The sequence below is a fragment of the Tsukamurella paurometabola genome, assembly GCF_900631615.1.
GTDB classification, from domain to species: Bacteria; Actinomycetota; Actinomycetes; order Mycobacteriales; family Mycobacteriaceae; genus Tsukamurella; species Tsukamurella paurometabola_A.
The window spans coordinates 2,486,591-2,510,155 of record NZ_LR131273.1; the positions used below are offsets into that span (position 1 = coordinate 2,486,591).

A 23,565-nucleotide genomic window follows, 5' to 3' on the forward strand; every position below is an offset into this window, starting at 1 on the left:
AACCATGGCTCGTTATACCGGCCCTGTCACCCGTAAGTCCCGTCGTCTGGGCGTCGACCTCGTCGGCGGTTCCGAGGCGTTCGAGCGTCGTCCGTACCCGCCCGGCCAGCACGGCCGCGCGCGGATCAAGGAGTCCGAGTACCTCCTGCAGCTCAAGGAGAAGCAGAAGGCGCGCTTCCTGTACGGCGTGATGGAGAAGCAGTTCTCCCGCTACTACCAGGAGGCCAAGACCGCCTCGGGTAAGACCGGCGACGCCCTGCTGCAGATCCTCGAGACCCGCCTCGACAACGTCGTGTACCGCGCCGGCCTGGCCCGTACCCGTCGTCAGGCCCGCCAGCTGGTGACCCACGGTCACTTCACGGTGAACGGCGTCCGCGTGGATGTGCCCTCGTACCGCGTCTCGCAGTACGACATCATCGACGTCCGCCCGAAGTCGCTCGGCACCACGCCGTTCCAGATCGCGCGGGAGACCGTCGGCGAGCGCACCGCTCCGGCATGGCTCCAGGTGGTCCCGTCGACCCTGCGCATCCTCGTGCACCGCGTGCCCGAGCGTGAGCAGATCGTCGTGCCCTTCCAGGAGCAGCTCATCGTCGAGTACTACTCGAAGTAAGTAGTGCACGGTCGCCGGCGGAACAGCCGCCGGCGGCCTTCTACGGGCGTCAAATAGCGGACGCCCAGAGAGAAGGAAACTCATGCTCATCTCGCAGCGACCCACCCTCAGCGAAGAGGTCATCTCCGAGGCGCGCTCGAAGTTCATCATCGAGCCGCTGGAGCCCGGCTTCGGCTACACGCTGGGCAACTCGCTCCGCCGCACGCTGCTGTCGTCCATCCCGGGCGCGGCCGTGACCAGCATCCGCATCGACGGCGTGCTGCACGAGTTCACCACGGTCCCCGGCGTGAAGGAGGATGTCACCGACATCATCCTGAACCTCAAGGGCCTGGTCGTCTCGTCGGAGGACGACGAGCCGGTCACCATGTACGTGCGCAAGCAGGGTCCGGGCGCCGTCACCGCGGGCGACATCGTCCCGCCGGCGTCGGTCACCGTCCACAACCCCGACCTGCACATCGCCACCCTGAACGACAAGGGCAAGCTCGAGATCGAGCTCGTCGTCGAGCGGGGCCGCGGCTACGTGCCGGCCGTGCAGAACAAGGCGTCGGGCGCCGAGATCGGCCGCATCCCGGTCGACTCGATCTACTCGCCCGTGCTGAAGGTGACCTACAAGGTCGAGGCGACCCGTGTCGAGCAGCGCACCGACTTCGACCGTCTGATCCTGGACGTCGAGACCAAGAACTCGATGACCGCGCGGGACGCGCTGGCGTCGGCGGGCAAGACCCTGGTCGAGCTGTTCGGGCTCGCCCGGGAGCTGAACGTCGAGGCCGAGGGCATCGAGATCGGCCCGTCGCCGGCCGAGGCCGACCACATCGCGGCGTTCTCGCTGCCGATCGAGGACCTCGACCTGACGGTGCGCTCGTACAACTGCCTCAAGCGCGAGGGTGTGCACACCGTGGGCGAGCTCGTGGCCCGCACCGAGTCCGACCTTCTCGACATCCGCAACTTCGGTCAGAAGTCGATCGACGAGGTCAAGGTCAAGCTGCACGCGCTGGGTCTGGCCCTCAAGGACAGCCCCGCGTCGTTCGATCCGTCGCAGGTCGACGGCTACGACCCCGCCACCGGCACCTGGAGCGACGAGCCGTCGTTCTCGGGCGATGCCGATGGCGACCAGGACTACGCCGAGACCGAGCAGCTCTGACCCCAGAGCTCTTCTTAAACACCCACAGGAGAAACAATGCCTAGGCCCACTAAGGGCGCCCGGATGGGCGGCTCGGCCTCGCACCAGAAGCACATTCTGGCGAACCTCGCGACCGCGCTCTTCGAGCACGGCCGCATCGAGACCACCGAGTCCCGCGCCAAGCGCCTGCGTCCCTACGCGGAGAAGCTGATCAGCCACGCCAAGCACGGCAAGCTGGCCAACCGCCGCGAGGTCATGAAGGAGATCCGCAACAAGGACGTCGTGCACGTGCTGTTCGCGGAGATCGCTCCGGCCGTCGCCGACCGTCAGGGCGGCTACACCCGGATCATCAAGACCGAGAACCGGAAGGGCGACAACGCCCCGATGGCGGTCATCGAGATCGTGACCGAGCAGCTCGCCGCCACCGAGGCCTCGCGCGCCACCCGCGTCGCCGCCTCGCAGGCCGCTGCCAAGTCCGCCGCCGTCGAGGCCGCGGAGATCGTCGAGAACGAGGCTCCGGCCGAGGGCTCGGACCTCCCCGCCGGCGCGCACGCGCCGCTCGAGGACGTCAACGAGGCCCCCGAGGGCTTCCCGATCAAGGGCAACGCCGACTCGAAGCTGTACCACCGCCCCGGTACCCGCTTCTTCGACTCGACGGTCGCCGAGATCTGGTTCGCGGACGAGGCTTCGGCCGAGGCCGCGGGCTACTCGCTGCCGAAGTCGCAGCAGGAGGACGCCTCCGACTCGGAGTAGTCACCCCGCACGCAAGCCCGCCACCTGCATCGCAGGTGGCGGGCTTCGTCGTCTGCGGGTCAGCGTCGCGTCGTCGCGATCACGGCGTCGACGGTGGCCCGAACCTGGTCCGCCGATACCCGCGGCAGCGTGAACCGCGCCAGGTACGCCTCGTTCGTCACGCGCGACCAATCGCAGGTGACGGCGACGAGTGTCCCGTCCCCCTCCGGGATGAACTCCCACGACCACTCGACGCCGACGGGCGGCTTGCCCCGCCCGGCGGGCAGCCAGGCGATCCGCGCGCCCGGTTCGAACGCGACCACGTGGTTGTCCACCGAGTACGGGCGGCCCTGCTCGTCGGTCATCTCCATGCCGAAGGTCTGCCCGACGCCGGTGATCGTCTCGGGGCTGTCGGCGGAGACGCCGCGGAGCATGCCGGAGCCGTCGGCCGCCGCATGCACCGCGGGGCGGGTGAGGGCCTCGAACAGCACGGACGGCGGGACGTCGGCGAACACGGTGACGGTCTGCGCGGTCTCGGTCACGCTCTCGACGCTACGCCGCTCACGATGTCGGGTTCTGCGTGCGAGGAGATGTCTCAGCGCAGTTGCACCGCCGCAGAACGCGACATCGTGAGCCGGCTCAGTAGTCCGGCAGGTCGATCCCGTCGGCCTTCGCGAACTGCGCGGCCCACACCAGCCGCATCGGCCAGCGCGTGGCGGTCCGGTAGGTCAGATCGCCCAGGGCCGCACCGAGCCGGCCCATCGGCGCGAACCCGGCGGGACTTCCCGGCGGCAGCTCCTGCGCCTTCGTCACGAAGGGCCGCATCACCGCGTCGTACCGCGCGAGGGCGCGGGTGACGTCCCCGTCCGCCCGGCCGAGTTCGCCGGTGAGGACGTATGCGCCCACCAGTGCGAGCGTGGTGCCGAGTCCGGTGAGCGGGGTGGGGCAGTAGCCCGCGTCGCCGACGAGGGCGACCCGGCCGCGGGTCCAGCCGTCCAGCGTCACCTGGGCGAGGTCCTGGTACGCCCAGTCGTCGGCGGTGCGCATGGCCCGCAGCAGCTGCGGCGCGACCCACCCGACGTCGGCGAACTCCCGCTCGAACAGCGCGAACTGTTCCTCCCGGCCGAGCCGGTGGGGGTCGGTGCCCCGGATCGCGAGGCCGGCCTTGACGGTCCCGGCGGTGCGCGACGGCCGGACCGAGACCACGCGGCCGCGGCCGGCGGTGTGCATGAGGTACCAGCCGCGGGTGTCCTCGTCGATCGCGGCGGTGAACCACGCGTACCGGAGCCCGATCGGCGCGAGTACGCCGGAGTCCGGGCCGAGGGCGGCGCGACGCACCGCGGAGCCGAGGCCGTCGGCGCCGATCACCAGGTCGAACTCGCGCGGTGCCGCGGTCTCGAAGGTCACGCGGGCGACGGCACGGTCCTGTTCGATCGCGGTGACGGTGTCGTCCCACAGCCACTCGACGTCGTCGGGGACGGCCGCGGCCAGCACCTCGGCGAGATCGCCGCGCAGGATCTCGTGGGTGGAGACCACGCCGTTGCCGTCGAAGGCCTCGACGGGCATGCGCGCGCCGCGTCGCCCGCGGTCGTCGACCTTGACGATGCCGCGCTGGTCGAGCAGCCGTTCGGTGCTGGCGGGGCCGAGGCCGAGCCGGTCGATCACGGTGCGGCCGGCGCCGCGCAGGTCGACGGTCTGGCCGCCCGCCCGCAGCGACGGTGCGCGTTCGACGATCGTGACGCGGTGCCCCTGGCGGGCGAGGAGGAGGGCGGCGGCGGGACCGGCGATCGACGCGCCGCTGATGAGGATCCGAAGCTGATTCATAGGGCGAACGTACGCCGTATCGAGTGCATCACGCTACAGTGTTGACGTGGATATTCGAAGAAAGTGCACTAGTGCATCGGGTGCGAGGGAGACGCGGTGACCCGCGCCGAGGAGGTCGCGGCGCTGCTGCGCGAGCGGATCGCGTCCGGCCGGTTGCGGCCCGGGGACCGGGCACCGTCGACGCGGGCGATCATGCGCGATCACGGCGTGGCGATGGCCACGGCCTCGAAGGTCCTGTCCCTGCTGCAGGCCGAGGGGCTGATCGACTCGGCGCCCGGACGCGGCAGCGTCGTGCTCGCACCGGACCGGCCGCGCGCCCCCGCGCCGACCACGGCCGACGTCATCTCCGCGGCCGTCGCGATCGCGGACGCCGAGTCGTTGCCGGCCGTCTCGATGCGCCGGCTCGCGGCGACGCTGGAGATCCCCACGATGGCGGTGTACCGCTACGTGCCCAGCAGTGAGGACCTGCAGTCGACGATGCTGGACCGCGTGCTCGGCGAGCTGGACATCCCGCCACGGGGCGCGGACTGGCGCGCCGATGTCGAGGCGCTGCTGCGCGCGCTGTGGGAGTCCATGAAGGCCCACCCGTGGCTGCCGGGGGCGATGTCGATGACCCGGCCGGCGGTGCTGCCGGGCGCGATGCCGATGTCGGAGCACCTGCTCGCGTCGCTGCGGGCCGCGGGCCTGCCGCCGCGGGCGGCGTTCACCGAGTACCTGTGCCTGCTGAACCTCGTGCGCGGCCTGGGCGCGACGATCGAGCCCGAGCTCGCCGACCGCGCGGCGACGGGGGTGACCGAGGACGAGTGGATCGACACCCAGCTGGACGAGCTGCGCGCGGCGGCCCCCGCCGACCGCTTCCCGGTGATGGCGGAGATGCTGCGCACCAGCTACCCGTATGACGCGGACGTGCTGCTCGATACCGCCCTCACGCGCTACCTGGACGGGCTCGCGGCAGCGGTAGAGTCACCGGCGACATGACTCGCTACCGCCTCGACATCGCCTACGACGGCACCGACTTCAGCGGCTGGGCCCGCCAGCCCGAGCGCCGCACGGTGTGCGGTGTGCTGGAGGAGACGATCGGCACGATCCTGCGGACGGACGTGCAGCTCACCGTCGCCGGCCGCACCGACGCGGGCGTGCACGCCACGGGCCAGGTCGCGCACCTGGACACCGACGTCGCGCTGCCCGACGGTCTCGTCCGCCGGCTCGCGCGGATGCTGCCGCTGGACGTCCGGGTCACCGCGATCGCCGAGGCTCCGCCCGAGTTCGACGCCCGCTTCTCGGCGCTGCGCCGCCACTACGAGTACCGTCTCACCGACGCGCCCTTCGGCGCGAACCCGCTGCGCGCCCGCGACACCGCGCCCTGGCGCCGGCCCGTCGACCTGGAGCGGATGCAGGAGGCGAGCGACCGGCTGCTGGGCCTGCACGACTTCGCCGCCTTCTGCCGCCGCCGCGAGGGGGCAACGACGATCCGCGAGCTGCAGCGCTTCGCCTGGCGCCGGGACGCCGACGGGGTGTTCACCGCGGAGGTCTCCGCCGACGCCTTCTGCTGGTCGATGGTGCGCTCCCTGGTCGGGGCGGTCGCCGCGGTCGGGGAGGGGCGACGGTCCGCCGACTGGGTCGCGGGGTTGCTCGCGGAGCGCGAGCGCTCCAGCGCCATCAACGTGGCCGCCGCGTGCGGGCTCACGCTGGTGCGCGTCGACTACCCTGCGGACGACGAGCTCGCCGAGCGCAACCGGGTCACCCGCGAGAAGCGCGAGGTCGACGGCCCGGGGTCGGGCGCGGGCGGCTGCTGCGGCGACTGACGGAGCTTGAGCCGCCGTTCGCCGGGAGTTCATGATCGCGATGCCCGCCGCGTGGATACTCGGCTGATGTGAACCCCTTCGACGTCACCGGCTTCCTCGGTTCCGCGGGCCTCATCGGCCTGGTGCTGCTGATCTTCATCGAGACCGGTCTGCTGGTGGGTTTCATCTTCCCGGGGGATTCGATCCTGTTCACCGCGGGCATCTTCGCGGCGCAGCCCACGCCGTTCGCGCAGCTGTGGCAGCTGCTGCTGTTCCTGCCCATCGCGGCGATCCTCGGCGACCAGTGCGGCTACGCGCTCGGCCGGTACGCCGGGCCGAGGGTGATGCGGGGCAGGGTCATGAACTTCATCGGCCAGGGCCCGGTCGACAAGACGTACGCCTTCTTCGACAAGTACGGCCCGTTCACGGTGCTCTTCGCCCGGTTTATCGGCATCGTCCGCACGCTGGTGCCGGTGCTGGCGGGCTTCTCGAAGATGGATCACCGCAAGTTCACGATCTTCTCGGTTCTCGGCTCGATCCTGTGGTGCGACGGGATCGTGCTGCTCGGCTACTTCCTCGGCGGCGTCCCGTTCCTGCGGAACAACCTCGAGGTGCTGTTCATCGGCTCCGCGCTGACGATCATCGTCCCCATCGCCATCACCGTGATCACCCGCCGCCGCGCCCGCAAGCGCGAATCCGCGGAAGCCGCTCCGGTGGAGCCCGCCACGCGCTAACCTCCTCCGCATGATCGGGTTGGGGGACCCGGAGCGCATCGTCATCGACTGCGCGGGGGATGAGTGGTATGTGCGCGGGCCGGACGGTGCCGTGCGATCGACGGCCGCGCCGGCGGACGTGGAGGAGTTCGTCGCGCCCGCGGTCGCGACCCGGCAGTGGGCGCAGTGGCTCGCCGATGCGGCCGGCGGCAGCGCGCCGTCGCGCACCTGGACGGTGCTGGCGCCCAGCGTTTTCGGCGCCCCGCGCCGCAGCTTGATCGCCGCTGCGGCTGCGGCGTTGGGGGTGGATGCCGACGTGCTGCCGCGCGCGGCGGCGCTCGCCGATGCCGCGGGGGTCCTGTTCTGCCGCCGCGCCCTCGTCCTCGAATGCCGTGGCGCGGTGGCGCAGGCCCACGTCCTGGTCCTGGCCGACGGTGCCTGGCGCCCGGTCGCGGCCGCCTCCCACCCGGATCCGGTCCGCGCCGCGCGCCGGGTCGTCGACGACGAGGTCGACCAGGCGATCGTCGACGGTCCGCCCGAGGTCTACCGCGCGGTGCGCGCGGCGTTGGCCACGGTCCACCTCTGGCGGGTGGTCCGTACCGATCCCGCGGACGTGCTGGCGCTCGGCCCGGACGGGCCGCCGGCGGCGGAGCCCCGCCCGCCCGATCCCGAGCCCGAACCGGCCGCCGCGCACCGCCGTCCGCGTCGTTGGCCGCTCGTCGTGGCCGGCGCGGGCACCGTCGGCCTGGTCGCCGCGGGCGCGGTGGCGTGCCTGCCGGGTGCGCCACCGGCCGCACCGGTACGGCCCGCCCCGCCCGACGAGACGTTCGTCCGCGTCGCCTTCGACGGCGCCTCCGTCGACCTCCCGCGCGGGTGGGCCGTGAGCGAGCCCGGACCGGATCGCAGGCTCGCGCAGGCCGATGACGGTCGCCGCGTCACCGTGGTCCGCACGCGCCTGCGGGCACCGTCGGATCTCGCGGCGGTCGCGGCCGACCTCGAGTCCGCGCTCGCGCGCCGGGCCGACCGGCGGATCACCGATCTCACCCCGAGCACGCTCGTGGCGGGGCGCGAGGTCATCGGCTACCGCGAGCGACTCGATGCGGAGCGGTTCGTCGACTGGTACGTCGTGGTCGCGGGCACGGCCCAGCTCAGCGTCGGGTGTGAGGCGGGGCGGACGGCCGCCCCGCTCGCGGGTGCGTGCGAGCGGGCCGTCGGCACCGTGCGGGAGGAATGAACCATGAAGGGGGAGAGATGACCATCGCCACATCGACCAACGGCGGCGTGCGGGTGCGCGCCAACGATCAGGGGACGCCGCTGCACATCGCCATCGAGCGGACGGAACTGCGGCGCGAACCGCAGGACCTGGCCGACGCGATCGTCCGGCTCTGCCGGGAGGCGGCGACCACCGCCGGTCTGCGGCGCCGCGCCGAGTTGGAGCGCGCGGGCGTGGGACCCGAGGTCCTGCGCGCGCTGCGGCTCCCGGAGCCCGCGGCGGTACCGGCACCCGAGGCGGACGACGCCGTCGGCACCTGGCTGCGGCGGGTCTGATGAGCGCCGAGATGGACCGCATCGAGGCCCGCGCGCACGAGCAGCTGCGGGTGCTGCGCCGGACCAGTGCGGAGCTCGACGGCGTCCGCGTCGCGGTGTCCAGCCCGGACGGCGCCATCCGGGTGGAGCTCGACGGGGTCTGCGCGCTGGTCGGGCTGACCCTGACCCCGGCGGCCTGCCGGTCCGACGGTGCCGTGCTCGGCCGGCGCATCGTCGACGTCTGCGCCGTCGCGGCGCGCGAGGTGCAGGCGCGCCGCGCCGCGGTGATGGAGCGCTTCCACGCGGACTTCGCGGCGGGCTGACCGCGGGCCGGGGAAGGAATTCGGGATCCGATTCCCGAGCTGGTGCGTCCAATTGATGAGGGCCTCACGCACCGGGCCCGCTGGAGACGATGGGGGAGAGCAATGTTCATGGCGGTGAATTCGGCGATCTCGGCCTTCGGGGCCGCGAACGCCGGGATCGGGGCGGCGGTCGCGACGGCGGGCTCGGTGGACGCGGCGGCCAACGTCGCGGCCCTGAATCCGGCACTGGGACTGATCGGGCAGGACTTCCTCGCGGCGTTCGCCGCCGCGCAGGCCGTGCACGTGGAGTCCGTCGCGGAGTTGGCGGTGCTGTACGGCGGGATCGCGGCGTCCTCGGCGGGAACGGTCGCCGCGTACGGCCTGACGGAGGCGGGTAACGTCGCCGGGCTGGGCTCCGTGGGGATCTGACGGTGGCCGATCCCGTGGGGGTGCCGGTGGCCCCGGACACCGCGCTCGACCCGGCGATCCGGGCCATGCTCGACCGGCCCGTCAACGAGGTGCTCGCCGCGCTCGGGCTCCCGCCCGTGCCCACGGCGCCGGAAACGCCGCCGCAGCAGGAACTCCCGGCGGCGCCCAAGGGGGTGCCGGAAGCCCCGCAGGTGCCGGGGTTCGACGTGGCCGGGCTGGTCAAGCCCATGACGGATCTTCTCTCGACCTTCGGCTCCGGCAGTTTCGAGGGACTCGACCCGTCGGCGGCGCTGTCCAGCGCGTCGAAGGCTCTCGAACAGGGCGTCTCGACCGGTATGCAGGCGATCAGCCAGCTCTCCTCGGTGTGGCAGGGGCCGGCGGCCACCGCCGCGACGGGGAAGGGACTCGAGGCCGCGACCGGAACCGGGCTGGTCGCGGAGCAGGGGGCGGAGTTGTCGACCGCGGTCGGCGAGGCTGCGACGGTCGTCGGTACCGGTGAGGCGGAGCTGCAGGCGATCATCGACTCGTTCATGGCGGTGATCTCGGCGCTCGGGCCGTCGCTGTGGCTGCCTCCGGGGCAGGCCGCGGCTGTGGCCGCGGCCCAGGAACATCTCGCGCAGGCGACGGAGGTCGTGACGCGGACCAAGAGTCAACTCTCCGGGCTGAGCGCCCAGGTGGGCGCGGCCGGCCGCAAGGTCCCGGTCGCGACGCCGCCGACGGCGGCGGCGAGCGCGGCGGCGCAGGCCGCCGCCTCGATCATTCCCGGGGTCGTCTCGGCGGCGACGGGGGCCGTCACGGCCGTCGGCAAGCTCGCCACCGACACGGTGTCCGGCGCGGTGAAGACCGCGGTCGGTGTTGCGACCTCGGCCGGCGAGGCCCTGAGCGGGCTCGCGGAGTCGGCGGGGGAGACCGACGACGATGCGGCCGCGGCGGACTCGGAAACGGCCGTCACGGGCGACTTCCCGGCGGCGACGGCGCTGACCGGCACAGGGTCTGGCGGGGCCGGATCCGGCGCGGGTGGGGCCGTCATGGGCGGGATCGGCTCCGGCGTGGGGGCCGCCGCGGCGTCGCTCGCGCAGCCGCAGTCCGCAGCGCCGGCGGCGCGGACCCCGGTGGTGGAGGGCGGTGCCCGGACCGTGCCGGCATCGTCGGACGTCGTGACCCGTGGCGGGATGGCGGCCCCGATGATGCCGATGGGCGCGGCGGGTGCGCGTGCGGCGTCGGCGAACGATCACTCGGTGCCCGACTACCTGGTCACCAGTGACAACGGCGAGCGGGTCCTGGGTGATCTCCCGCTCGTCGGACCGCAAGTGGTGGGCGACGCCCTGCCCGCGGAGCAGTACGACGAGCCGGACGTGGAACTTCGTCTGTAAGAGGCGGAACCGTACCGGGAGCCGGTGCGTCTAATGGATAAGGGACGACTTCGGGGGAGGGCACATCGTGGCAGGAAGCAAGCTGAGCATGGATCCGCAGGAGGCGCGGGAGATCGCCCGCGGCATCGAGCGGATCGTCGAGGACCTGCGCGGCGCGCAGCAGCGATTCGAAGCGCACGCCGCGCCGGCGGCCACGGGCCGGGACGAGGTCTCCGTGACGGTGGCGCGCACCACGCAGCGCATGGGCGAGAACCAACTCCGCGCCGCGGAGACCGCGGTCGCCGACCTCCGTCGGCTCGGCGAAGCGCTGTCGGGGCACGTCACCGCGGTGCAGCGCGGTGATGCCGAACTCGGCGCCACGCTCGGCCTGGTGGTCTGACGGTGCTCCGCGATCCGGGGTTCACCGGCGTCGACTGGTCGGCCCGCACCACCGAGCGGCTCGCCGGTGACCTGCTGGGCGGAGCGGGGGCGCGGCCGCTCACCACGGCGGCGCAGGAGACCGCGCGCCTGGCCTCGGCGTACGGGGCCGCGGCGGTCCAGCTGGACCGTCTCGTGGTGCGGCTCGACGGCGCGGTCGACCTGGGGCGTGCGGAGTCCGACGTGCGGCGCACCGGCCCGCTGCCCGACTACGCGCGCTGGCTCGCACGGCACGCCGCCGATCTTGCGGAGTACGCGGCCAAGCTCGCGGGGCAGGCCGCCGCCTACGAGACCGCGGCGCGCGCGATGCCGTCGGTCGCCGACGCGACCCGGATGCGCACGGACCGGGAGAACGCCCAGGCCGCCGCGGCGGCGGGCGGGCCGGAGCCCGCGGTCGCGGCGCTCGTCGGGGCCGCCGTCGACTCGGAGCGGGTCGAGCAGCAGGCGCACGGGACAGCCGCGGCGGTGATGGCCGGATTCGAGCGGGCGGCGGAGCCGCTGCGCGCGCCGTGGGAGTTCACCGCGCCGCCGAAGGTGCCGGGCGCGCGGACCAGGACGCCGAAGGACAAGGCGTCCGGCGGCGGGGCCGCGTCCGCCCGCGGCGGAGGTTCCGGCGGGGTCGGGGTGCCGGCGGCACCGCTCGGCGCTTTTCCGGTCGGCGCGGTGCAACGCGATCAGGGCGGTCGCGCCGCGCCGCCGCCACCGGCGGCGAGCACCACCTCGCCCGGTGGCCGCGGTGTGCCGATGATGCCCGCCGGGATGATGGGTGCCGCGGGAGCCGCGGCGGCGGCGAAGCACGCCGCGCAGCCCGCGGGGGCCCTGCCGGCTGCGGGCGCCGACGACGAGAACGACGCCTTCGTGGTGCATGCCGCTCCGGCGGTGCTCGGTGCCCACGGCGAGTCGCTGGCGGAGGAACCGTGACTGCGCACGCGGTGGCGGCGCTGAGCGCCCGGTTCGGCACCGAGGTGCCGCCGGTGCTGTGGACCCCGCCCGATCCCCGGCGCGACGTGGTCCCGGATGCGCTGGACGAGAACGCTCTCGACGCCGACGAGACGGACGCGCTGCGGGTGCTCGCCGCGCCCCAGGTGCGGATCGAGGCCCGCGCGACGGGCGCGCTCGATGCCCGGCTGTGCCTCGCCCGTGCGGGTCACGTGACCGCGCGGGTGGTGCGGGCCGCGGGAACCGCCACGGTCGACCTCCCGCACTGCGACGGCTCCGCGGACCGGCTGGCGGCCCTCGTCGCCCCGATCCTGGGGAGCGCCCCGGAGGCGGATCCCGTGGTGGCGGCCTCCTTCCCGGCGGTGGCCGGCCGGGCGGCGCTCCGGGCGGGCGACGCGGGGGAGATCGGAGCGGCCCTGCGCGCCATCGGGGTGGACGCCGACGCCGCGCGGCTGATCGGGCGCGTCTTCGCCCGCTCACAGCGCTGCGTCGAATTCACGGTGCACGCGGGTGACCGCCGCTGCGCGACGGTGGTCGCGGTGATCGACTCGCCCAGCGGGCGCGTCGTGGTGCGGACGGCGGGCGAGCCGGGCGCGGAGGCGTGGATCTCCGTCGCCGACGGCAGCGCGCACCGGGTCGGCAGGGCGCTGCGGCGGGCCTGCGAGGAACTTCCGGGTGGCGGCTGGACGCCGTGACCGGGGACGGCGCGCGCCGACCGGCGCGCGCCGATGGTGCCGGCACGACCGGCGGGGAGGAGTACAACATGGCAAGCGGAACCAGGGCCGAACTCGCGGCGATGCAGACCGGCGCCGACACGCTGGACGACCTCGGGGCACAGATGAAGACGACCCTGAACCAGCTGCGCGGCGATGTCGAGGCGACGCAGGGCGTGTGGGCCGGCGCGGCCCAGGTCGCCTTCCTGGGCGTGATGGCGCGGTGGGACGAGAGCGCGGCGAAGGTCAACACCGCGCTCGTCGACATCAGCACCATGCTCTCGGGCAACACGTCGAGCTACCGCTCGCAGGAGGATCAGAACACCTCCGACATCACGGCCCTGAGCCTGTAGTTCGGATTCGGAAGACCAAGGGGGAGTACCAGCATGAGTGACATGATCCGCTACGACTACGCCACCATCCGGGCCGCGCTCGACGACATCGCGCAGCGCAGCACGGTGCTGATGCAGCAGGCCGACGCGATCCGCACCGAGCAGAACAAGTTCGCGGGAGCGTGGGAGGACCCGCAGTCGGCGACCGCGTACCAGGCGGTCCAGACCCGGTGGAACACCAGTTTCGAGGACATCACCAACCTGCTCACGAGGGTCAAGACCGCGGCCGAGAACGCGGTGGCCTCGATGCAGCAGACCAACACCAAGGCCGCGGACGGCTGGACCTAGGACCTGCTCCGCACCGCTGGTGTCGGGCCCGGCAGCCGTTGCGGCCGCCGGGCCCGATCCGTTTCCGGGAGTGATTCCTCCGGGGGCTAGGCGACGAGCCGGAGCGTCGCCGCGCCGCCGTCGGTGCGCACGGTGAGCATGCCCGGCAGCGGCTGGCTGAGCACCACGTCGGCCTCGGTGACGGGGGAGATCCCGGCCTGCTCGATCCGCCACACCGTTCCGGCGGGCTCCACCGACCCGGGCGTGAGTCCCGCGGCGGTGCCGTCGAGCACCGTGACGGTGTAGTCGGCCGGTCCGAGGCCGGTCAGCTGCTGGGGATAGCGCCAGCCGGAGATCCACAGCTCTCGCGGCGATCCCACCCAGTTGACGAGCGGCTGCCACATGGCCGGCCGGCCCGTCACGATCAGGACGCGTGCGCCGGTGGCGACGGCCCGCTCCACCAGTTGCCGCGCCGGATCGTCGGCCACCGCGGCCCACACGGTGCGAACGCCCCGGCCGTGGAGCCGTGCCGAGACCGGTCCACCGGTGGCGTCGGAGCCGAGGATCTGGCCACTGCCGCAGAGGGGGACGTGCAGCGTCTCGAGCGCCGCGGCGGGTCCGCTCGCTTCGCCGTCGCCGCGCCGCCCGCGGCGCTCCGGATCCGCACCGGATCGCCATGCCCCCACACGGATCCCACCCGCACGGTCGCGGTGCACGGTGATGCCGGCGCGACCGGGGGCATCGCCCGCGAAGACCGCGCCGAGGTCGCCCCGGGCCAGGTCCTCCGGATCGCACGGCACGGATTCGGTGGGCGCGTCCGGATCGACACCGGCGATCTCCGGCGGGCGCAGCGGCGCCGCCGTGATCCCCCGGGCGCGCAGCACGTCGACTGCCCGCTGTGCCGCGAGCGCCGCCGCCCGCAGTTCGCCGGACGGCCCGCCGCCGCGCCGGCCGCAGGCCGCCGCGCAATCGGCGGGGTCGATGGTGACTGCGATGAGCACGTCGGCGGTGGCCCAGCGGTGCACGGGACCGAGCAACTGCTGGTAGCGCATGCGCGGGGCCGGCGGCTCGCCCGGAACGCGCCCGCCCGCGAGCATCAGATCGATCCGCGAAGCGGGTGTATCCGCGTGGTCGAGCAGGTCGGCGAGCAGACCCAGCGGGACCGCCGGATCCTCCCGTCCCAGCATCGGAACCAGGTGCGGCGCGGTCGGTGCGAGGCGCACGAACGCGGTCAGCCTGCGGTTCGCGCGGCGTACGCCGATCTCGCCGCCACTCGGATACGGGGCGGCTTCGACGGTGGCGCCCCCGGAACCGCGCACGCGCAGCCGGTCCGCCGCGTACTCGGCTCCCGACGTGCCGCGCACGCGGACGAGCGTCCCCGCGCCGGCGACGAGCGCCGCGGACGCGGCGGCCCAGTGCGGCCCGCCGAGCGCGGCGGTGCTCAGCCCCGCGGCGGCGGCGGTCGCCTCCGCGAGGAGGACGGCTCCGCTCGACGGCCATGCCGCGCGGTGCCAGCGCCCGGGCGCGACGAGCCCGGCCGATCCCGTTGTCCGATCCATGTTCCGGTCCCCCTGACCCGGCGTCGTCTCCCCCGAAACGTGCTGCCGTGCGCCGAAAGTACCGTATCCTGGGCGTCAGGACGGCCGCTTCGGGGGAAGCGGCCGGCACGCACCTTGGGGGAGGGCGTCATGCGGAAGCAGTTGACCACGCGCGCGCAGGTCAGTGGGTACCGATTCATCCTGCGGCGGATGGATCACGCCCTGCTGCGGCGGGATCCGCGCATGATCTCGGATCCGATGGCGTCGCAGTCGCGGTCCCTCGTCGTCGGCCTGATCCTCGCGCTGGTCATCACGGGCGGCTGCGGCGTGCTCGCGTTGCTCCGCCCACAGGGGGCGGTGGGAGACGCGAAGATCGTGCTCGCCAAGGAATCCGGAGCGCTGTACGTCCGCGTGGAGGACGTCCTGCATCCGGTGACCGGGCTGGCCTCCGCCCGCCTCGTGGTCGGCGAGGCGGCGCAGCCGACCTCGGTGAAGGACAAGCGGCTCAGCGACTTCCGCCGCGGTCCCGAGGTCGGCATCGTCGGCGCACCCGCCCAGATCCTCGGCCCGGTCTCGGCCTGGACCGAGGGCGCGGCGCCGTGGCTGCTGTGCGACCGCACCCGGCCGGCACCGTCGGACAAGCCGACCGCGCGGGACTCGCTCGACACGATGGTCTCGTCCGTCGACGAGGGCACCGCCGATGACGGCGCGGTGCTCGTCCGCCGCGGCGCCGATTACTTCCTCCTGTTCCGGGGCGTGCGTGCCGCGGTGAACCCGTCGGACCCCGTGGTGCGCAGGGTCGCCGGGATCGACGGTGCCGCCGCGCGGGCGGTCAGCGCGCCGCTGCTCAACGCCTTCGAACCGATCGATCCCGTTGCCGTCCCGCAGATCCCGGGGCGGGGACAACCGTCGAGCGTCGTGCCCGGTGCCCGCGTCGGCGACGTGGTGCGCGTCTCCGACAGCGACCGTGATCGCCTGTACGTGGTGCTCGCCGACGGGGTGCAGCCGGTCGGTGCGTGGGCGGCCGACCTGATCCGCGCGGGTGATCCCGCGGGCAGTGCCATCGGGACGGCGCCCGCCTCCGCGGTGGCCGCTGCGGCGACCCGGCGCTCGGTCCCCGTCGCCGACCTGCCCGACCGTCGACCGGCGGTCCGCGCGGTGCGGGACGCGCCGGTCATCTGCGCCGCCGCGTCCACCGACGGCGCGGGCGGCGGGACCGTCGAACTGCGGACCTTCCGGGCCTCGCCCGGTCCCGGCGCACCCGTTGCGCTCGCGGGGGCCGACGGTGCCGGGGACGCCCTCGACGCCGCGGCCATCCCGTCCGGTTCGGGCGAGTACGTGGTGGCCGCGGAGCCCGGCGGCGAGCGGCGGGACGGACTCTTCTACATCTCGGACTCGGGTGTGCGATACGGCATCCCGAACGCGGAGACCGCGCAGATCCTGGGTCTGCAGCACAAGCCGAGGCCGGTGGCGTGGTCGGTGCTTGCGGCGATCCCCGCGGGACCGGACCTCACGCGCGCCGCCGCCTCGATGACCCGCGACGGCACCCCGGTGACGGTGAGCCGCTGACGATCCGCACCACGGTTCAGCGGCGTGCGAGGCACGCCGCGACCGCGGCCACCGCGAGGAGCGCGAGCCCGGCGAGGGCGTACGTACGCGGTCGCGCGTCCGGTGCGGGCGCGGCCGCCACGGCGAGGCGTCCGGCCGCGGGTGCCTCGCCGGGCACCTCCGCCGACACCGCCGCCGCCGGATCGACGATCCCCGCCCCGCCCATGCCCGCCGATCGCCGCGCGGTCGCCAGGATTCGGTCGCGCACCTGGGCCGCGCTGAGCTGTGGGAACCGCGCCCGTACGAGAGCCGCCACTCCGGCGACGTACGGTGCGGCGTAACTGGTTCCGGCGAGCGGGGTCGTGCCCTCCCGCGTCACCTGGGCATTGGCGAGTCCCGCTCCACGCGGTTCGAGCGTGGTCACGTCGGTACCCGGTGCGGCGACGGTGACCCACGGACCCGCGAGGGAGAACTCCGCGGCCCGCCCGTCCGGTTCGGTGGCGCCGACGGCGATCACCTGGTCGGCGAAGCGGGCCGGCGAGGCGATGGTACGCGGCGCGGCGGGGTTGTCGTTCTGCTCCGCGCACGCCGAACCGGAGCCGACGTTGCCGGCGGCTGCGACGAGGACCACGTTCCGGTCGGCGGCGTAGCGCACGGCCCTGCCGAGGGCGTCGTCGCCGAGCGCGGCGGCCGACGCCGCGCAGGCGACCTCCGAGATGTTGATGACGGTGGCGCCCAGGTCGACCGCGCGGACCACGGCGTAGGCCATCGTGGTCACGTTGCCGTGGCTGTTCACCCCGCGTTGCTGCGGTTCGAAGGCCGCGCTGGCCTGGCGGATGGCGATGATCGACGCCGCGGGCGCGACGCCGGAGAAGGCGTCGCCGGGCGCCGGCCGGCCGGCGATGATCCCCGCCACGGCGGTGCCGTGCGCATCGCAGTCGTCGCGACCGTCGCCCGCCGAGACGTAGTCGCCGCCCGGGATCACCTCGCCGAGCCGCGGGTGCGGCGTGACGCCCGTGTCGATCACCGCGACCTTCTGGCCCTCGCCGCGGGTGAACCGCCAAGCCTGATCGAAGCGGAGGGATCGGGCGGCGTGATCCGCGCGCGTGTAGTCGGTTCCGGGCTGCGTGCGGAGCGCGTTGCACTGGGAGCGCTGCACCGTCGGCGCCAACGGGCCGACGGGGCCGCGCGGCGCCCCGTCGGGCGGCGGGTCGGCGGACGCGGACCCGCCGGGCACCACCGGCACGGCCAGGGCGAGCACCGCCGCCGCCGTGGCGGCCCGGAACCGCCGACCCATCAGAGGTTCCGGACGGTGGCGTAGACGTCCCACACCCAGCCCAGGAGGGGGCCGGCCGCGGCGATCGTGAGGTACTCGCCCAGTTCCGCCAGGCGCCGCTGCACCGGACTGAAGACGACACCGGGTGCGAGCACGCCGCACGCGAGCGCGAGGACGCCCACCGTCGCCAACCCCACGAGCCCGACCACCGGCCACGAGCCGAACCCCCAGGCGAGACCCGTGGCGGTGCCGATCGCGATGACCGCCCCGGCGAGCACGCCGGCGCCCGCCTGTACGGGCTCCGCGTGCGTGCGTCCCCGGAGGCAGAAGGCGACCGCCATGACCAGGGCGAAGGCGAGATGGTGGCCCGGCAGCTCGCGCGCTGCGGCACCGACCGCGAGCGTGGCGACCGCTCCCGCGGCGGCGGCGCCCACCGTGATCCCGGTGCAGATGAGCTGGGCCAGATCGGATCGCGGCGGGACGTCCCGCTCCTGCGGGTCCTCGTCGAGGCCCGACGCCACCGCGCCGACGCCCGCGACCGTGGGCGGCGGGTCGTCGTCGATGGGGTCGATCCGCTCCCCGGCGGCCGGCACGTGGGGCAACGGCAGGCGCGCCGCGACGGCGGCGATCCGGGCGGCGAAGACCAGCACGAGGTACGCGGCGATCGCGCCGGTGGCGGCGATCGCGGCGCGGCGACCGGGTAGCCACAGTGCGGCGAACATCGCCGGGCCGGCGAGCGCGGCGCCGCAGAGCAGCGCCGTGTGCACGACCGTGCCGCGGCCCGTGAACCGGAGCGCGACCAGTGCGGCGACGGCGGCCGTCGCGGTGGCGAGCAGCGCGTGCGGCGGCCCGTAGCGGCCGTCCGCGCCGAGGGGCACGACCAGGGCACCCGTCACCCCCGCGAGCACGGTGGCGCACATCGCGAGCGCCGTGGGCACCGGCCCCGGGGCGGCCATCCGGCGCGCGGACAGCAGGGAACCGGTGAGCAGGGCCAGCGCGGCCGCACCGCACCACAGCTGCGCGAAGACGTGATCGACCGCGGGCCGCGCGCCGTCGGCTCCGCGCGGGGCGAGGCCCAGTCGCAGCGCCACGGCACCCGACGCCACCGTCGCCAGGCCGAGCACCACCAGCCCGACGATCATCGCCGAGCGCTCGTCCCAGCGACGGCCCGCGACGAGATCGGCCGCGGTGCGGTCGAAGACGTCGTCGAAGACCGGCGGCGGGGGCGGCGCCTCCGCCACGAACAGGACCAGGAGTGCGCCGTCGGTGATCCCCGCGTCCGCCGGCGTCTGCGGGCCGGGCAGCGGCTCACCCCCGACGGGCGCGAGGCGCCAGGGCCGCGACCACGCCGACTCGGCGGAGCCGCCGATCCGGTCGCCGAAGAGCCGCACCAGTTCCGGGATCAGCACCTCCGTCGGGGTGAGCAGCGGCAGGGAGACGTCGACCTGCGTTCCGCCGCACAGCACCGAGACGCGGCTCAGCCGCGCCACCTCGGCGGTCGTCTCCTCCATCACGTCGGTCATAGCGCCCCCTCGCGTGCCTCACCCGCGCCCGTGACGACAGGGCCCGATACTCATTGGACGCACCAGCGCCCCGTTCGGTTCCCTTCCGTGCCGAGTTCGCCGAAAGTCGTCCGCGTCCGGACGAGGGCGTGCACAGTGGTGCCACGACGGCGCGTGGGGGCGCGCCGCAGTCCGTGGGGGAGGCCGACGGTGGCTGACACGACCGACGTGGTTTTCGAGCCGGTCACAGAGGGGTTCGCGCGGAAACAGCGGCTCGCGCCGCCGCGTACGCCCGGCGGCGAAGTGGCGCTGCAGGCGCCGCCCGAGATCCCGCGCGCCGTGCCGGGCGGACTGCTCGGCAAGCTCCTGCCCGTGGTCATGGTGGTCGCGGTGATCGGCATGATCGCGCTGATGTTCACCTCGGGCAGCGCCATGATGCAGAGCCCGTTCATGATGATGTTCCCGATCATGATGCTCATGTCGATGTTCGGCATGTACGGCATGAACAACCGCGGAAACGGCGCGTCCGCCGCCGAGCTCAACGAGGACCGCAAGGACTACCTGCGGTACCTGGGGCAGATCCGTTCCCAGGTGGACCGCACCCGGACCGAACAGCGCGCTGCGCTCGAGTGGATCCATCCCGATCCCGCCGCGCTGCCCGGATGCGTCGGCACCCGCAGGATGTGGGAGCGCCGGCCCGCCGACCCGGACTTCCTGCACGTGCGGGTCGGTGTCGGCAGCCAACGGCTCGCCACGCGCCTGGTGCCGCCGGAGACGGGCCCGCTCGAGGACCTCGAACCCGTGTCGACGGTCGCCCTGCGGCGCTTCGTCCGGCACGGCGCCTCCGTGCCCGGACTGCCCGTCGCCGTGGCCCTGCGCGGCTTCCCCGCGGTGGGGCTGAGCGGGCCGCGCGCCGAGGTGTTCGACACCGCGCGCGCGATGCTGCTGGCCCTCGCCGCACTGCACGGCCCCGACCACGTTCGGATCGTCGCCGCGACCCCCGAGGTCGACTCCGCCGAATGGGGGTGGCTGAAATGGCTTCCGCACGTGGCGCACCCGTCGGCGTGCGACGGCCTCGGCCCGGTGCGCACCGTGTACGGCTCCGCCGCGGAACTCGAGGCCGCGATCGCCCCGGAGCTCGCGGAGCGCGGGCCGTTCGCGCGGTCCGCGCCCGTCGATCCCACCCGGACGCACTACGTGATCCTCCTGGACCGGGGGATCGCGGTGACTCCCGGCGGCGCGCTCGACGCCGCGGTCGGCATCGACGGGGTCACCGTGCTCGATCTCTCGCCCGAGCCCGACGCGCTCGCGGTCCGCAGCGGGCTGCAACTGGTCATCGACGACGCCCGCCGGCTGGGCGCACGGAGCGCCGCCGGTGTGGAGTACTTCGCCCAGCCGGACGCCGTGACCGCGGGAGCCGCACAGGTCACGGCGCGCCGGATCGGTCGGTACCGTCCCGCGTCGATGGCGGAGCTGCTCGATTTCGACGGGGACGCGGGCGCCACCGACCCGGGTCTTCCCGCGTTGATCGGCATCACCGACGCCGCCGCGATCACACCCGAAACCGTGTGGCGCGAGCGCACCGCCCGGGAGCGCCTGCGCGTGCCGATCGGCGTGGGGCCCCGGGGCGAACCGGTGGAGATCGACCTCAAGGAGGCCGCCGAGAACGGCATGGGGCCGCACGGGCTGTGCATCGGCGCCACGGGGTCCGGCAAGTCCGAGTTCCTGCGCACCCTGGTGCTGTCGATGGTCGCCACGCACCCGCCGGAGGCGTTGAACCTGGTGCTCGTCGACTTCAAGGGCGGTGCGACGTTCCTCGGCCTCGAGTCGCTCAACCACGTCGCCGCGGTCATCACGAACCTCGAAGAGGAGATCGCGATGGTCGACCGCATGCGGGACGCCCTCTCCGGCGAGATGAACCGCCGCCAGGAGGTGCTCCGCCGGGCCGGCAACTTCGCCAACGTCGGCGAGTACGAGAAGGCCCGCCGCGCGGGCGCGCCGCTGGAGCCGATGCCCGCGCTCGTCGTCATCGTCGACGAGTTCTCCGAATTGCTCGCGCAGAAGCCGGACTTCGCGGAGTTGTTCGTCGCGATCGGCCGCCTCGGACGGTCGCTGCACATCCACCTGCTGCTGGCCTCGCAGCGGCTCGAGGAGGGCAAGCTGCGCGGTCTGGACTCCCACCTGTCGTACCGGATCGGACTGAAGACCTTCTCCGCCAGCGAGTCCCGTGCAGTCCTCGGCGTTCCGGACGCCTATCACCTGCCGTCGACTCCCGGCGCGGGCTACCTCAAGTTCGACGCCGACCCGCCGCGCCGATTCCACGCCTGCTACGTCTCGGGGGAGTACGAGGCGCCGAGCGCCGCCGCGTCGTCGACGGTGCGCCGCGGGGCCGTCGGCAGCGCGACGGTCCGGGAGTACCTCAACGCACCCGCCCCGGTCGAGCGGCGGCGATCGCCGGGGCTGCCCGAGGGGCTCATGCGGATCCCCGCGCAGCCCGGCGATCCCGTGCCCCCGGCCGGCCCGGCGGGCGCAGCCGCTCCCGGTGTGGGCGCGCCGTCGCTGCTGCAGACGATGGTCGCGCGACTGGCGGGCCACGGGCTGCCCGCGCACGAGGTGTGGCTGCCCCCGCTCGATGAGTCCGCGGCGGTGGGTGAGCTCGCCCAGCACCTGCGGCGGAACGACTCGACGCCGCTGCGCGTCGCGATCGGTGTCGTCGATCGCCCCTACGACCAGCGGCGCGACCTCCTGGTGGTGGACCTCAACGGCGCGCAGGGCAACGTCGCGGTCGTCGGCGGCCCGCAATCCGGCAAGTCCACGGCCCTGCGGACACTCGTCGCCTCGGCGGCACTCACGCACACGCCCCGGCAGGTCCAGTTCTACGTGCTCGACTTCGGCGGCGGCTCACTCGCGAGTATCGCGGGCGTCCCGCACGTCGGCTCGGTGGCCGGACGGCTCGACCCGGACCGGGTGCGGCGCACGGTGGCCGAGGTGACCGGCGTGATCCGCCGGCGCGAGGCCTCCTTCCGCACGCACGGCGTCGCGTCGATGGAGCAGTACCGAGCGCACCCGGCCGCCGCGGCCGACCCGTTCGGCGACGTCTTCCTGGTGATCGACGGCTGGCAGGTGCTCCGTAGCGAGTTCGAGCCGCTCGAACCCCAGGTCAACGCCATCGCGGCGCAGGGCCTGTCCTACGGGGTGCACCTGGTGATCTCCGCGTCGCGCTGGGGCGAGGTGCGCCCCGCGGTGAAGGACCAACTGGGCACGCGGATCGAACTGCGGCTCGGCGACCCGATGGACTCCGAGATGGGCCGTCGCGTCGCCGGTTCCGTGCCGGTGGGCCGCCCCGGCCGCGGCATCACGTCCGAGCAGCTGCACATGCTGATCGCCCTGCCCTGCGGTGCGGGACCGGACGACCTCCCCGCCGCGCAGGAGGCCCTCGTCGCCGAGATCGGCGAACGCCACGCCGAGCGCGCGCCCGAGGTGCGGATGCTGCCCGACCTGGTGCTGCGCGACCGGATCCCGGCGCGACGGGACGCGCCGCCGACGCACGCGGTGTTCGGCGTCGGGGAGTCCGAGCTCGCCGCGGCGACGCTGCAGTTCGAGACGCAGCCGTTCTTCCTGGTGCTCGGCGACAGCGAGTGCGGCAAGACCGAGACGCTGCGGACGATCATCGCCGGCCTCGTCGCCGGCGGCACCCCGAAGCAGACGAAGATCATCCTCGTCGACTATCGCCGGACGCTCCTCGGCGCGGTCGAGGGCGAGCACCTCGCGGGCTACGCCTCCTCGTCGGACGCGTTGACCCCCATGGTCGACCACCTCGTGCGGGTGCTGCGCGAACGCTGCCCCGGCGCGGATGTCACGCCGCAGCAGCTCAAGGACCGCTCGTGGTGGACCGGCCCGGACATCTACCTCATCGTCGACGACTACGACCTGGTCGCGAGCGCCACCGGCAACCCGCTGGCGCCGCTGCTGGATCTGTTGCCCCAGGCGCGCGACATCGGGCTCAAGGTGATCGTCGCCCGCCGCAGCGGCGGCCTCGCCCGCGGCCTGTACGAGAGCTTCCTCGCCCGGCTCCGCGACCTGGCGGCGGACGGCCTGGTGATGAGCGGTTCCCGCGAGGAGGGCACGGTCCTCGGTGCGGTGAAGATGTCGCCGCAGCCGCCCGGCCGCGGCACCTGGGTCTCCCGGGCGCGCGGTGTGGAACTGGTGCAGGTCGCGATGGTGGCCGAGCCGGAGCCGCCTAGCGGTCCCGGTGCACCGTGATCGTCCCGGTCATCGCCGGCCACGGCGGCTTGCGCAGCACGGCGAGGGACCCCAGCGTCGCGGCGATGAGGCCGGTCACCACGCCGATCAGGGCGATCCGGTCCGCATCGACGGCCGGTGTCCACGTGGTCCGTCCCTCGCGGACGGTGTACACGCCGATCGCGGTGACGCGGTCCTCGCCGGTGCGTCTGCGCCGCACCCGCGAGACGGTGATCACCGTCGTCCCGTCGGACGTGACGTGGGGATCGCCGAAGATCACGCCCCGCGGGGCGGTGCCGGGCACGGACCTCAACTCT

At 74.0% G+C, this 23,565-nt stretch carries 24 protein-coding genes; 18 read left to right on the forward strand and 6 right to left on the reverse strand.

What is annotated here, in order from left to right; translation table 11 throughout:
• The first annotated feature begins 4 nt into the window (after positions 1–4).
• From rpsD to rplQ, 3 genes are all read left to right on the forward strand, one after another.
• Positions 5–610, forward strand: coding sequence for a 30S ribosomal protein S4 (gene rpsD, locus ELY19_RS12440; RefSeq protein ID WP_126196472.1), 606 nt, complete (start codon positions 5–7; stop codon positions 608–610).
• Positions 611–692: 82 nt separating this feature from the next.
• A complete protein-coding gene (locus tag ELY19_RS12445) occupies positions 693–1,751 on the forward strand; it encodes a DNA-directed RNA polymerase subunit alpha (RefSeq protein ID WP_068522636.1) in 1,059 nt (352 codons plus the stop codon).
• Positions 1,752–1,787: 36 nt separating this feature from the next.
• On the forward strand, positions 1,788–2,483 hold the full coding sequence (rplQ, locus tag ELY19_RS12450) for a 50S ribosomal protein L17, sunset domain variant (RefSeq protein WP_126196473.1): 696 nt from the start codon (positions 1,788–1,790) through the stop codon (positions 2,481–2,483).
• A gap of 59 nt (positions 2,484–2,542) precedes the next feature.
• On the opposite strand, the gene ELY19_RS12455 is transcribed toward rplQ, so the two are convergent.
• Complete coding sequence (locus ELY19_RS12455; protein ID WP_126196474.1) at positions 2,543–3,004, reverse strand: SRPBCC domain-containing protein; 462 nt, start codon at positions 3,002–3,004, stop codon at positions 2,543–2,545.
• A gap of 97 nt (positions 3,005–3,101) precedes the next feature.
• Positions 3,102–4,286 (reverse strand): FAD-dependent monooxygenase, encoded by a 1,185-nt coding sequence (locus ELY19_RS12460; protein ID WP_126196475.1) that lies wholly within the window; start codon positions 4,284–4,286, stop codon positions 3,102–3,104.
• A 96-nt stretch (positions 4,287–4,382) separates the two neighbouring features.
• On the opposite strand from ELY19_RS12460, the gene ELY19_RS12465 reads away from it, so the two are divergent.
• From ELY19_RS12465 to ELY19_RS12525, 13 genes are all read left to right on the forward strand, one after another.
• Positions 4,383–5,264: a GntR family transcriptional regulator gene (locus ELY19_RS12465; RefSeq protein WP_126196476.1), complete on the forward strand. Its 882-nt coding sequence runs from the start codon at positions 4,383–4,385 to the stop codon at positions 5,262–5,264.
• The gene (truA, locus tag ELY19_RS12470; RefSeq protein ID WP_126196477.1) at positions 5,261–6,091 is read left to right on the forward strand and encodes a tRNA pseudouridine(38-40) synthase TruA; all 831 of its coding nucleotides are present in this window, start codon (positions 5,261–5,263) and stop codon (positions 6,089–6,091) included. Before ELY19_RS12465 ends, truA begins: the two co-directional genes overlap by 4 nt.
• 68 nt (positions 6,092–6,159) lie before the next feature.
• Positions 6,160–6,804: a DedA family protein gene (locus ELY19_RS12475; protein WP_126196478.1), complete on the forward strand. Its 645-nt coding sequence runs from the start codon at positions 6,160–6,162 to the stop codon at positions 6,802–6,804.
• A 10-nt stretch (positions 6,805–6,814) separates the two neighbouring features.
• Positions 6,815–8,017, forward strand: a complete 1,203-nt coding sequence (locus ELY19_RS12480; RefSeq protein ID WP_126196479.1) for a type VII secretion-associated protein — start codon at positions 6,815–6,817, stop codon at positions 8,015–8,017.
• Positions 8,018–8,034: 17 nt separating this feature from the next.
• Positions 8,035–8,331, forward strand: coding sequence for a hypothetical protein (locus ELY19_RS12485; RefSeq protein WP_126196480.1), 297 nt, complete (start codon positions 8,035–8,037; stop codon positions 8,329–8,331).
• Positions 8,331–8,633 (forward strand): YbaB/EbfC family nucleoid-associated protein, encoded by a 303-nt coding sequence (locus ELY19_RS12490; protein WP_126196481.1) that lies wholly within the window; start codon positions 8,331–8,333, stop codon positions 8,631–8,633. Before ELY19_RS12485 ends, ELY19_RS12490 begins: the two co-directional genes overlap by 1 nt.
• A gap of 108 nt (positions 8,634–8,741) precedes the next feature.
• Complete coding sequence (locus ELY19_RS12495; protein WP_227966786.1) at positions 8,742–9,041, forward strand: hypothetical protein; 300 nt, start codon at positions 8,742–8,744, stop codon at positions 9,039–9,041.
• Between the two features lie 2 nt (positions 9,042–9,043).
• The gene (locus ELY19_RS12500; protein WP_126196483.1) at positions 9,044–10,414 is read left to right on the forward strand and encodes a hypothetical protein; all 1,371 of its coding nucleotides are present in this window, start codon (positions 9,044–9,046) and stop codon (positions 10,412–10,414) included.
• A 67-nt stretch (positions 10,415–10,481) separates the two neighbouring features.
• Positions 10,482–10,793: a PE family protein gene (locus ELY19_RS12505; protein WP_126196484.1), complete on the forward strand. Its 312-nt coding sequence runs from the start codon at positions 10,482–10,484 to the stop codon at positions 10,791–10,793.
• A gap of 2 nt (positions 10,794–10,795) precedes the next feature.
• The gene (locus ELY19_RS12510; RefSeq protein ID WP_164711590.1) at positions 10,796–11,752 is read left to right on the forward strand and encodes a PPE domain-containing protein; all 957 of its coding nucleotides are present in this window, start codon (positions 10,796–10,798) and stop codon (positions 11,750–11,752) included.
• Entirely contained in the window at positions 11,749–12,465 is a 717-nt protein-coding gene (locus ELY19_RS12515; protein ID WP_126196486.1) for an ESX secretion-associated protein EspG, read from the forward strand. Before ELY19_RS12510 ends, ELY19_RS12515 begins: the two co-directional genes overlap by 4 nt.
• A gap of 68 nt (positions 12,466–12,533) precedes the next feature.
• Positions 12,534–12,836, forward strand: a complete 303-nt coding sequence (locus tag ELY19_RS12520; protein ID WP_126196487.1) for a WXG100 family type VII secretion target — start codon at positions 12,534–12,536, stop codon at positions 12,834–12,836.
• A gap of 33 nt (positions 12,837–12,869) precedes the next feature.
• A complete protein-coding gene (locus ELY19_RS12525) occupies positions 12,870–13,163 on the forward strand; it encodes a WXG100 family type VII secretion target (protein ID WP_126196488.1) in 294 nt (97 codons plus the stop codon).
• Between the two features lie 86 nt (positions 13,164–13,249).
• Here the strand turns inward: ELY19_RS12525 and ELY19_RS12530 are convergent, their stop codons facing one another.
• Entirely contained in the window at positions 13,250–14,701 is a 1,452-nt protein-coding gene (locus ELY19_RS12530; protein WP_126196489.1) for a type VII secretion protein EccE, read from the reverse strand.
• Between the two features lie 129 nt (positions 14,702–14,830).
• Between ELY19_RS12530 and eccB the strand changes: the two genes are divergently transcribed.
• Positions 14,831–16,249 carry a type VII secretion protein EccB gene (gene eccB, locus ELY19_RS12535; RefSeq protein WP_126196490.1) on the forward strand — a complete coding sequence of 473 codons (1,419 nt, stop codon included), beginning with the start codon at positions 14,831–14,833 and terminating at the stop codon, positions 16,247–16,249.
• A gap of 16 nt (positions 16,250–16,265) precedes the next feature.
• Here the strand turns inward: eccB and mycP are convergent, their stop codons facing one another.
• Both mycP and eccD read right to left on the reverse strand, forming a co-directional pair.
• Entirely contained in the window at positions 16,266–17,525 is a 1,260-nt protein-coding gene (gene mycP / locus ELY19_RS12540; protein ID WP_126196491.1) for a type VII secretion-associated serine protease mycosin, read from the reverse strand.
• Positions 17,525–19,027, reverse strand: a complete 1,503-nt coding sequence (eccD, locus tag ELY19_RS12545; RefSeq protein ID WP_126196492.1) for a type VII secretion integral membrane protein EccD — start codon at positions 19,025–19,027, stop codon at positions 17,525–17,527. Before eccD ends, mycP begins: the two co-directional genes overlap by 1 nt.
• A gap of 189 nt (positions 19,028–19,216) precedes the next feature.
• On the opposite strand from eccD, the gene eccCa reads away from it, so the two are divergent.
• A complete protein-coding gene (gene eccCa, locus ELY19_RS12550) occupies positions 19,217–23,269 on the forward strand; it encodes a type VII secretion protein EccCa (protein ID WP_227966788.1) in 4,053 nt (1,350 codons plus the stop codon).
• Here the strand turns inward: eccCa and ELY19_RS12555 are convergent.
• Entirely contained in the window at positions 23,247–23,552 is a 306-nt protein-coding gene (locus tag ELY19_RS12555) for a hypothetical protein (RefSeq protein WP_416222709.1), read from the reverse strand. The two genes, eccCa and ELY19_RS12555, sit on opposite strands and share 23 nt — an antisense overlap.
• Positions 23,553–23,565 lie beyond the last annotated feature (13 nt).

Bases quoted from the DNA above. Each gene is read 5' to 3' on its own strand.
- rpsD (WP_126196472.1), top strand. From the start codon at position 5: ATGGCTCGTTATACCGGCCCTGTCACCCGTAAGTCCCGTCGTCTGGGC.
- ELY19_RS12445 (WP_068522636.1), top strand. From the start codon at position 693: ATGCTCATCTCGCAGCGACCCACCCTCAGCGAAGAGGTCATCTCCGAG.
- rplQ (WP_126196473.1), top strand. From the start codon at position 1,788: ATGCCTAGGCCCACTAAGGGCGCCCGGATGGGCGGCTCGGCCTCGCAC.
- ELY19_RS12460 (WP_126196475.1), bottom strand. From the start codon at position 4,286: ATGAATCAGCTTCGGATCCTCATCAGCGGCGCGTCGATCGCCGGTCCC.
- truA (WP_126196477.1), top strand. From the start codon at position 5,261: ATGACTCGCTACCGCCTCGACATCGCCTACGACGGCACCGACTTCAGC.
- ELY19_RS12480 (WP_126196479.1), top strand. From the start codon at position 6,815: ATGATCGGGTTGGGGGACCCGGAGCGCATCGTCATCGACTGCGCGGGG.
- ELY19_RS12485 (WP_126196480.1), top strand. From the start codon at position 8,035: ATGACCATCGCCACATCGACCAACGGCGGCGTGCGGGTGCGCGCCAAC.
- ELY19_RS12490 (WP_126196481.1), top strand. From the start codon at position 8,331: ATGAGCGCCGAGATGGACCGCATCGAGGCCCGCGCGCACGAGCAGCTG.
- ELY19_RS12495 (WP_227966786.1), top strand. From the start codon at position 8,742: ATGGCGGTGAATTCGGCGATCTCGGCCTTCGGGGCCGCGAACGCCGGG.
- ELY19_RS12520 (WP_126196487.1), top strand. From the start codon at position 12,534: ATGGCAAGCGGAACCAGGGCCGAACTCGCGGCGATGCAGACCGGCGCC.
- ELY19_RS12525 (WP_126196488.1), top strand. From the start codon at position 12,870: ATGAGTGACATGATCCGCTACGACTACGCCACCATCCGGGCCGCGCTC.
- ELY19_RS12530 (WP_126196489.1), bottom strand. From the start codon at position 14,701: ATGGATCGGACAACGGGATCGGCCGGGCTCGTCGCGCCCGGGCGCTGG.
- eccB (WP_126196490.1), top strand. From the start codon at position 14,831: ATGCGGAAGCAGTTGACCACGCGCGCGCAGGTCAGTGGGTACCGATTC.
- mycP (WP_126196491.1), bottom strand. From the start codon at position 17,525: ATGGGTCGGCGGTTCCGGGCCGCCACGGCGGCGGCGGTGCTCGCCCTG.
- eccD (WP_126196492.1), bottom strand. From the start codon at position 19,027: ATGACCGACGTGATGGAGGAGACGACCGCCGAGGTGGCGCGGCTGAGC.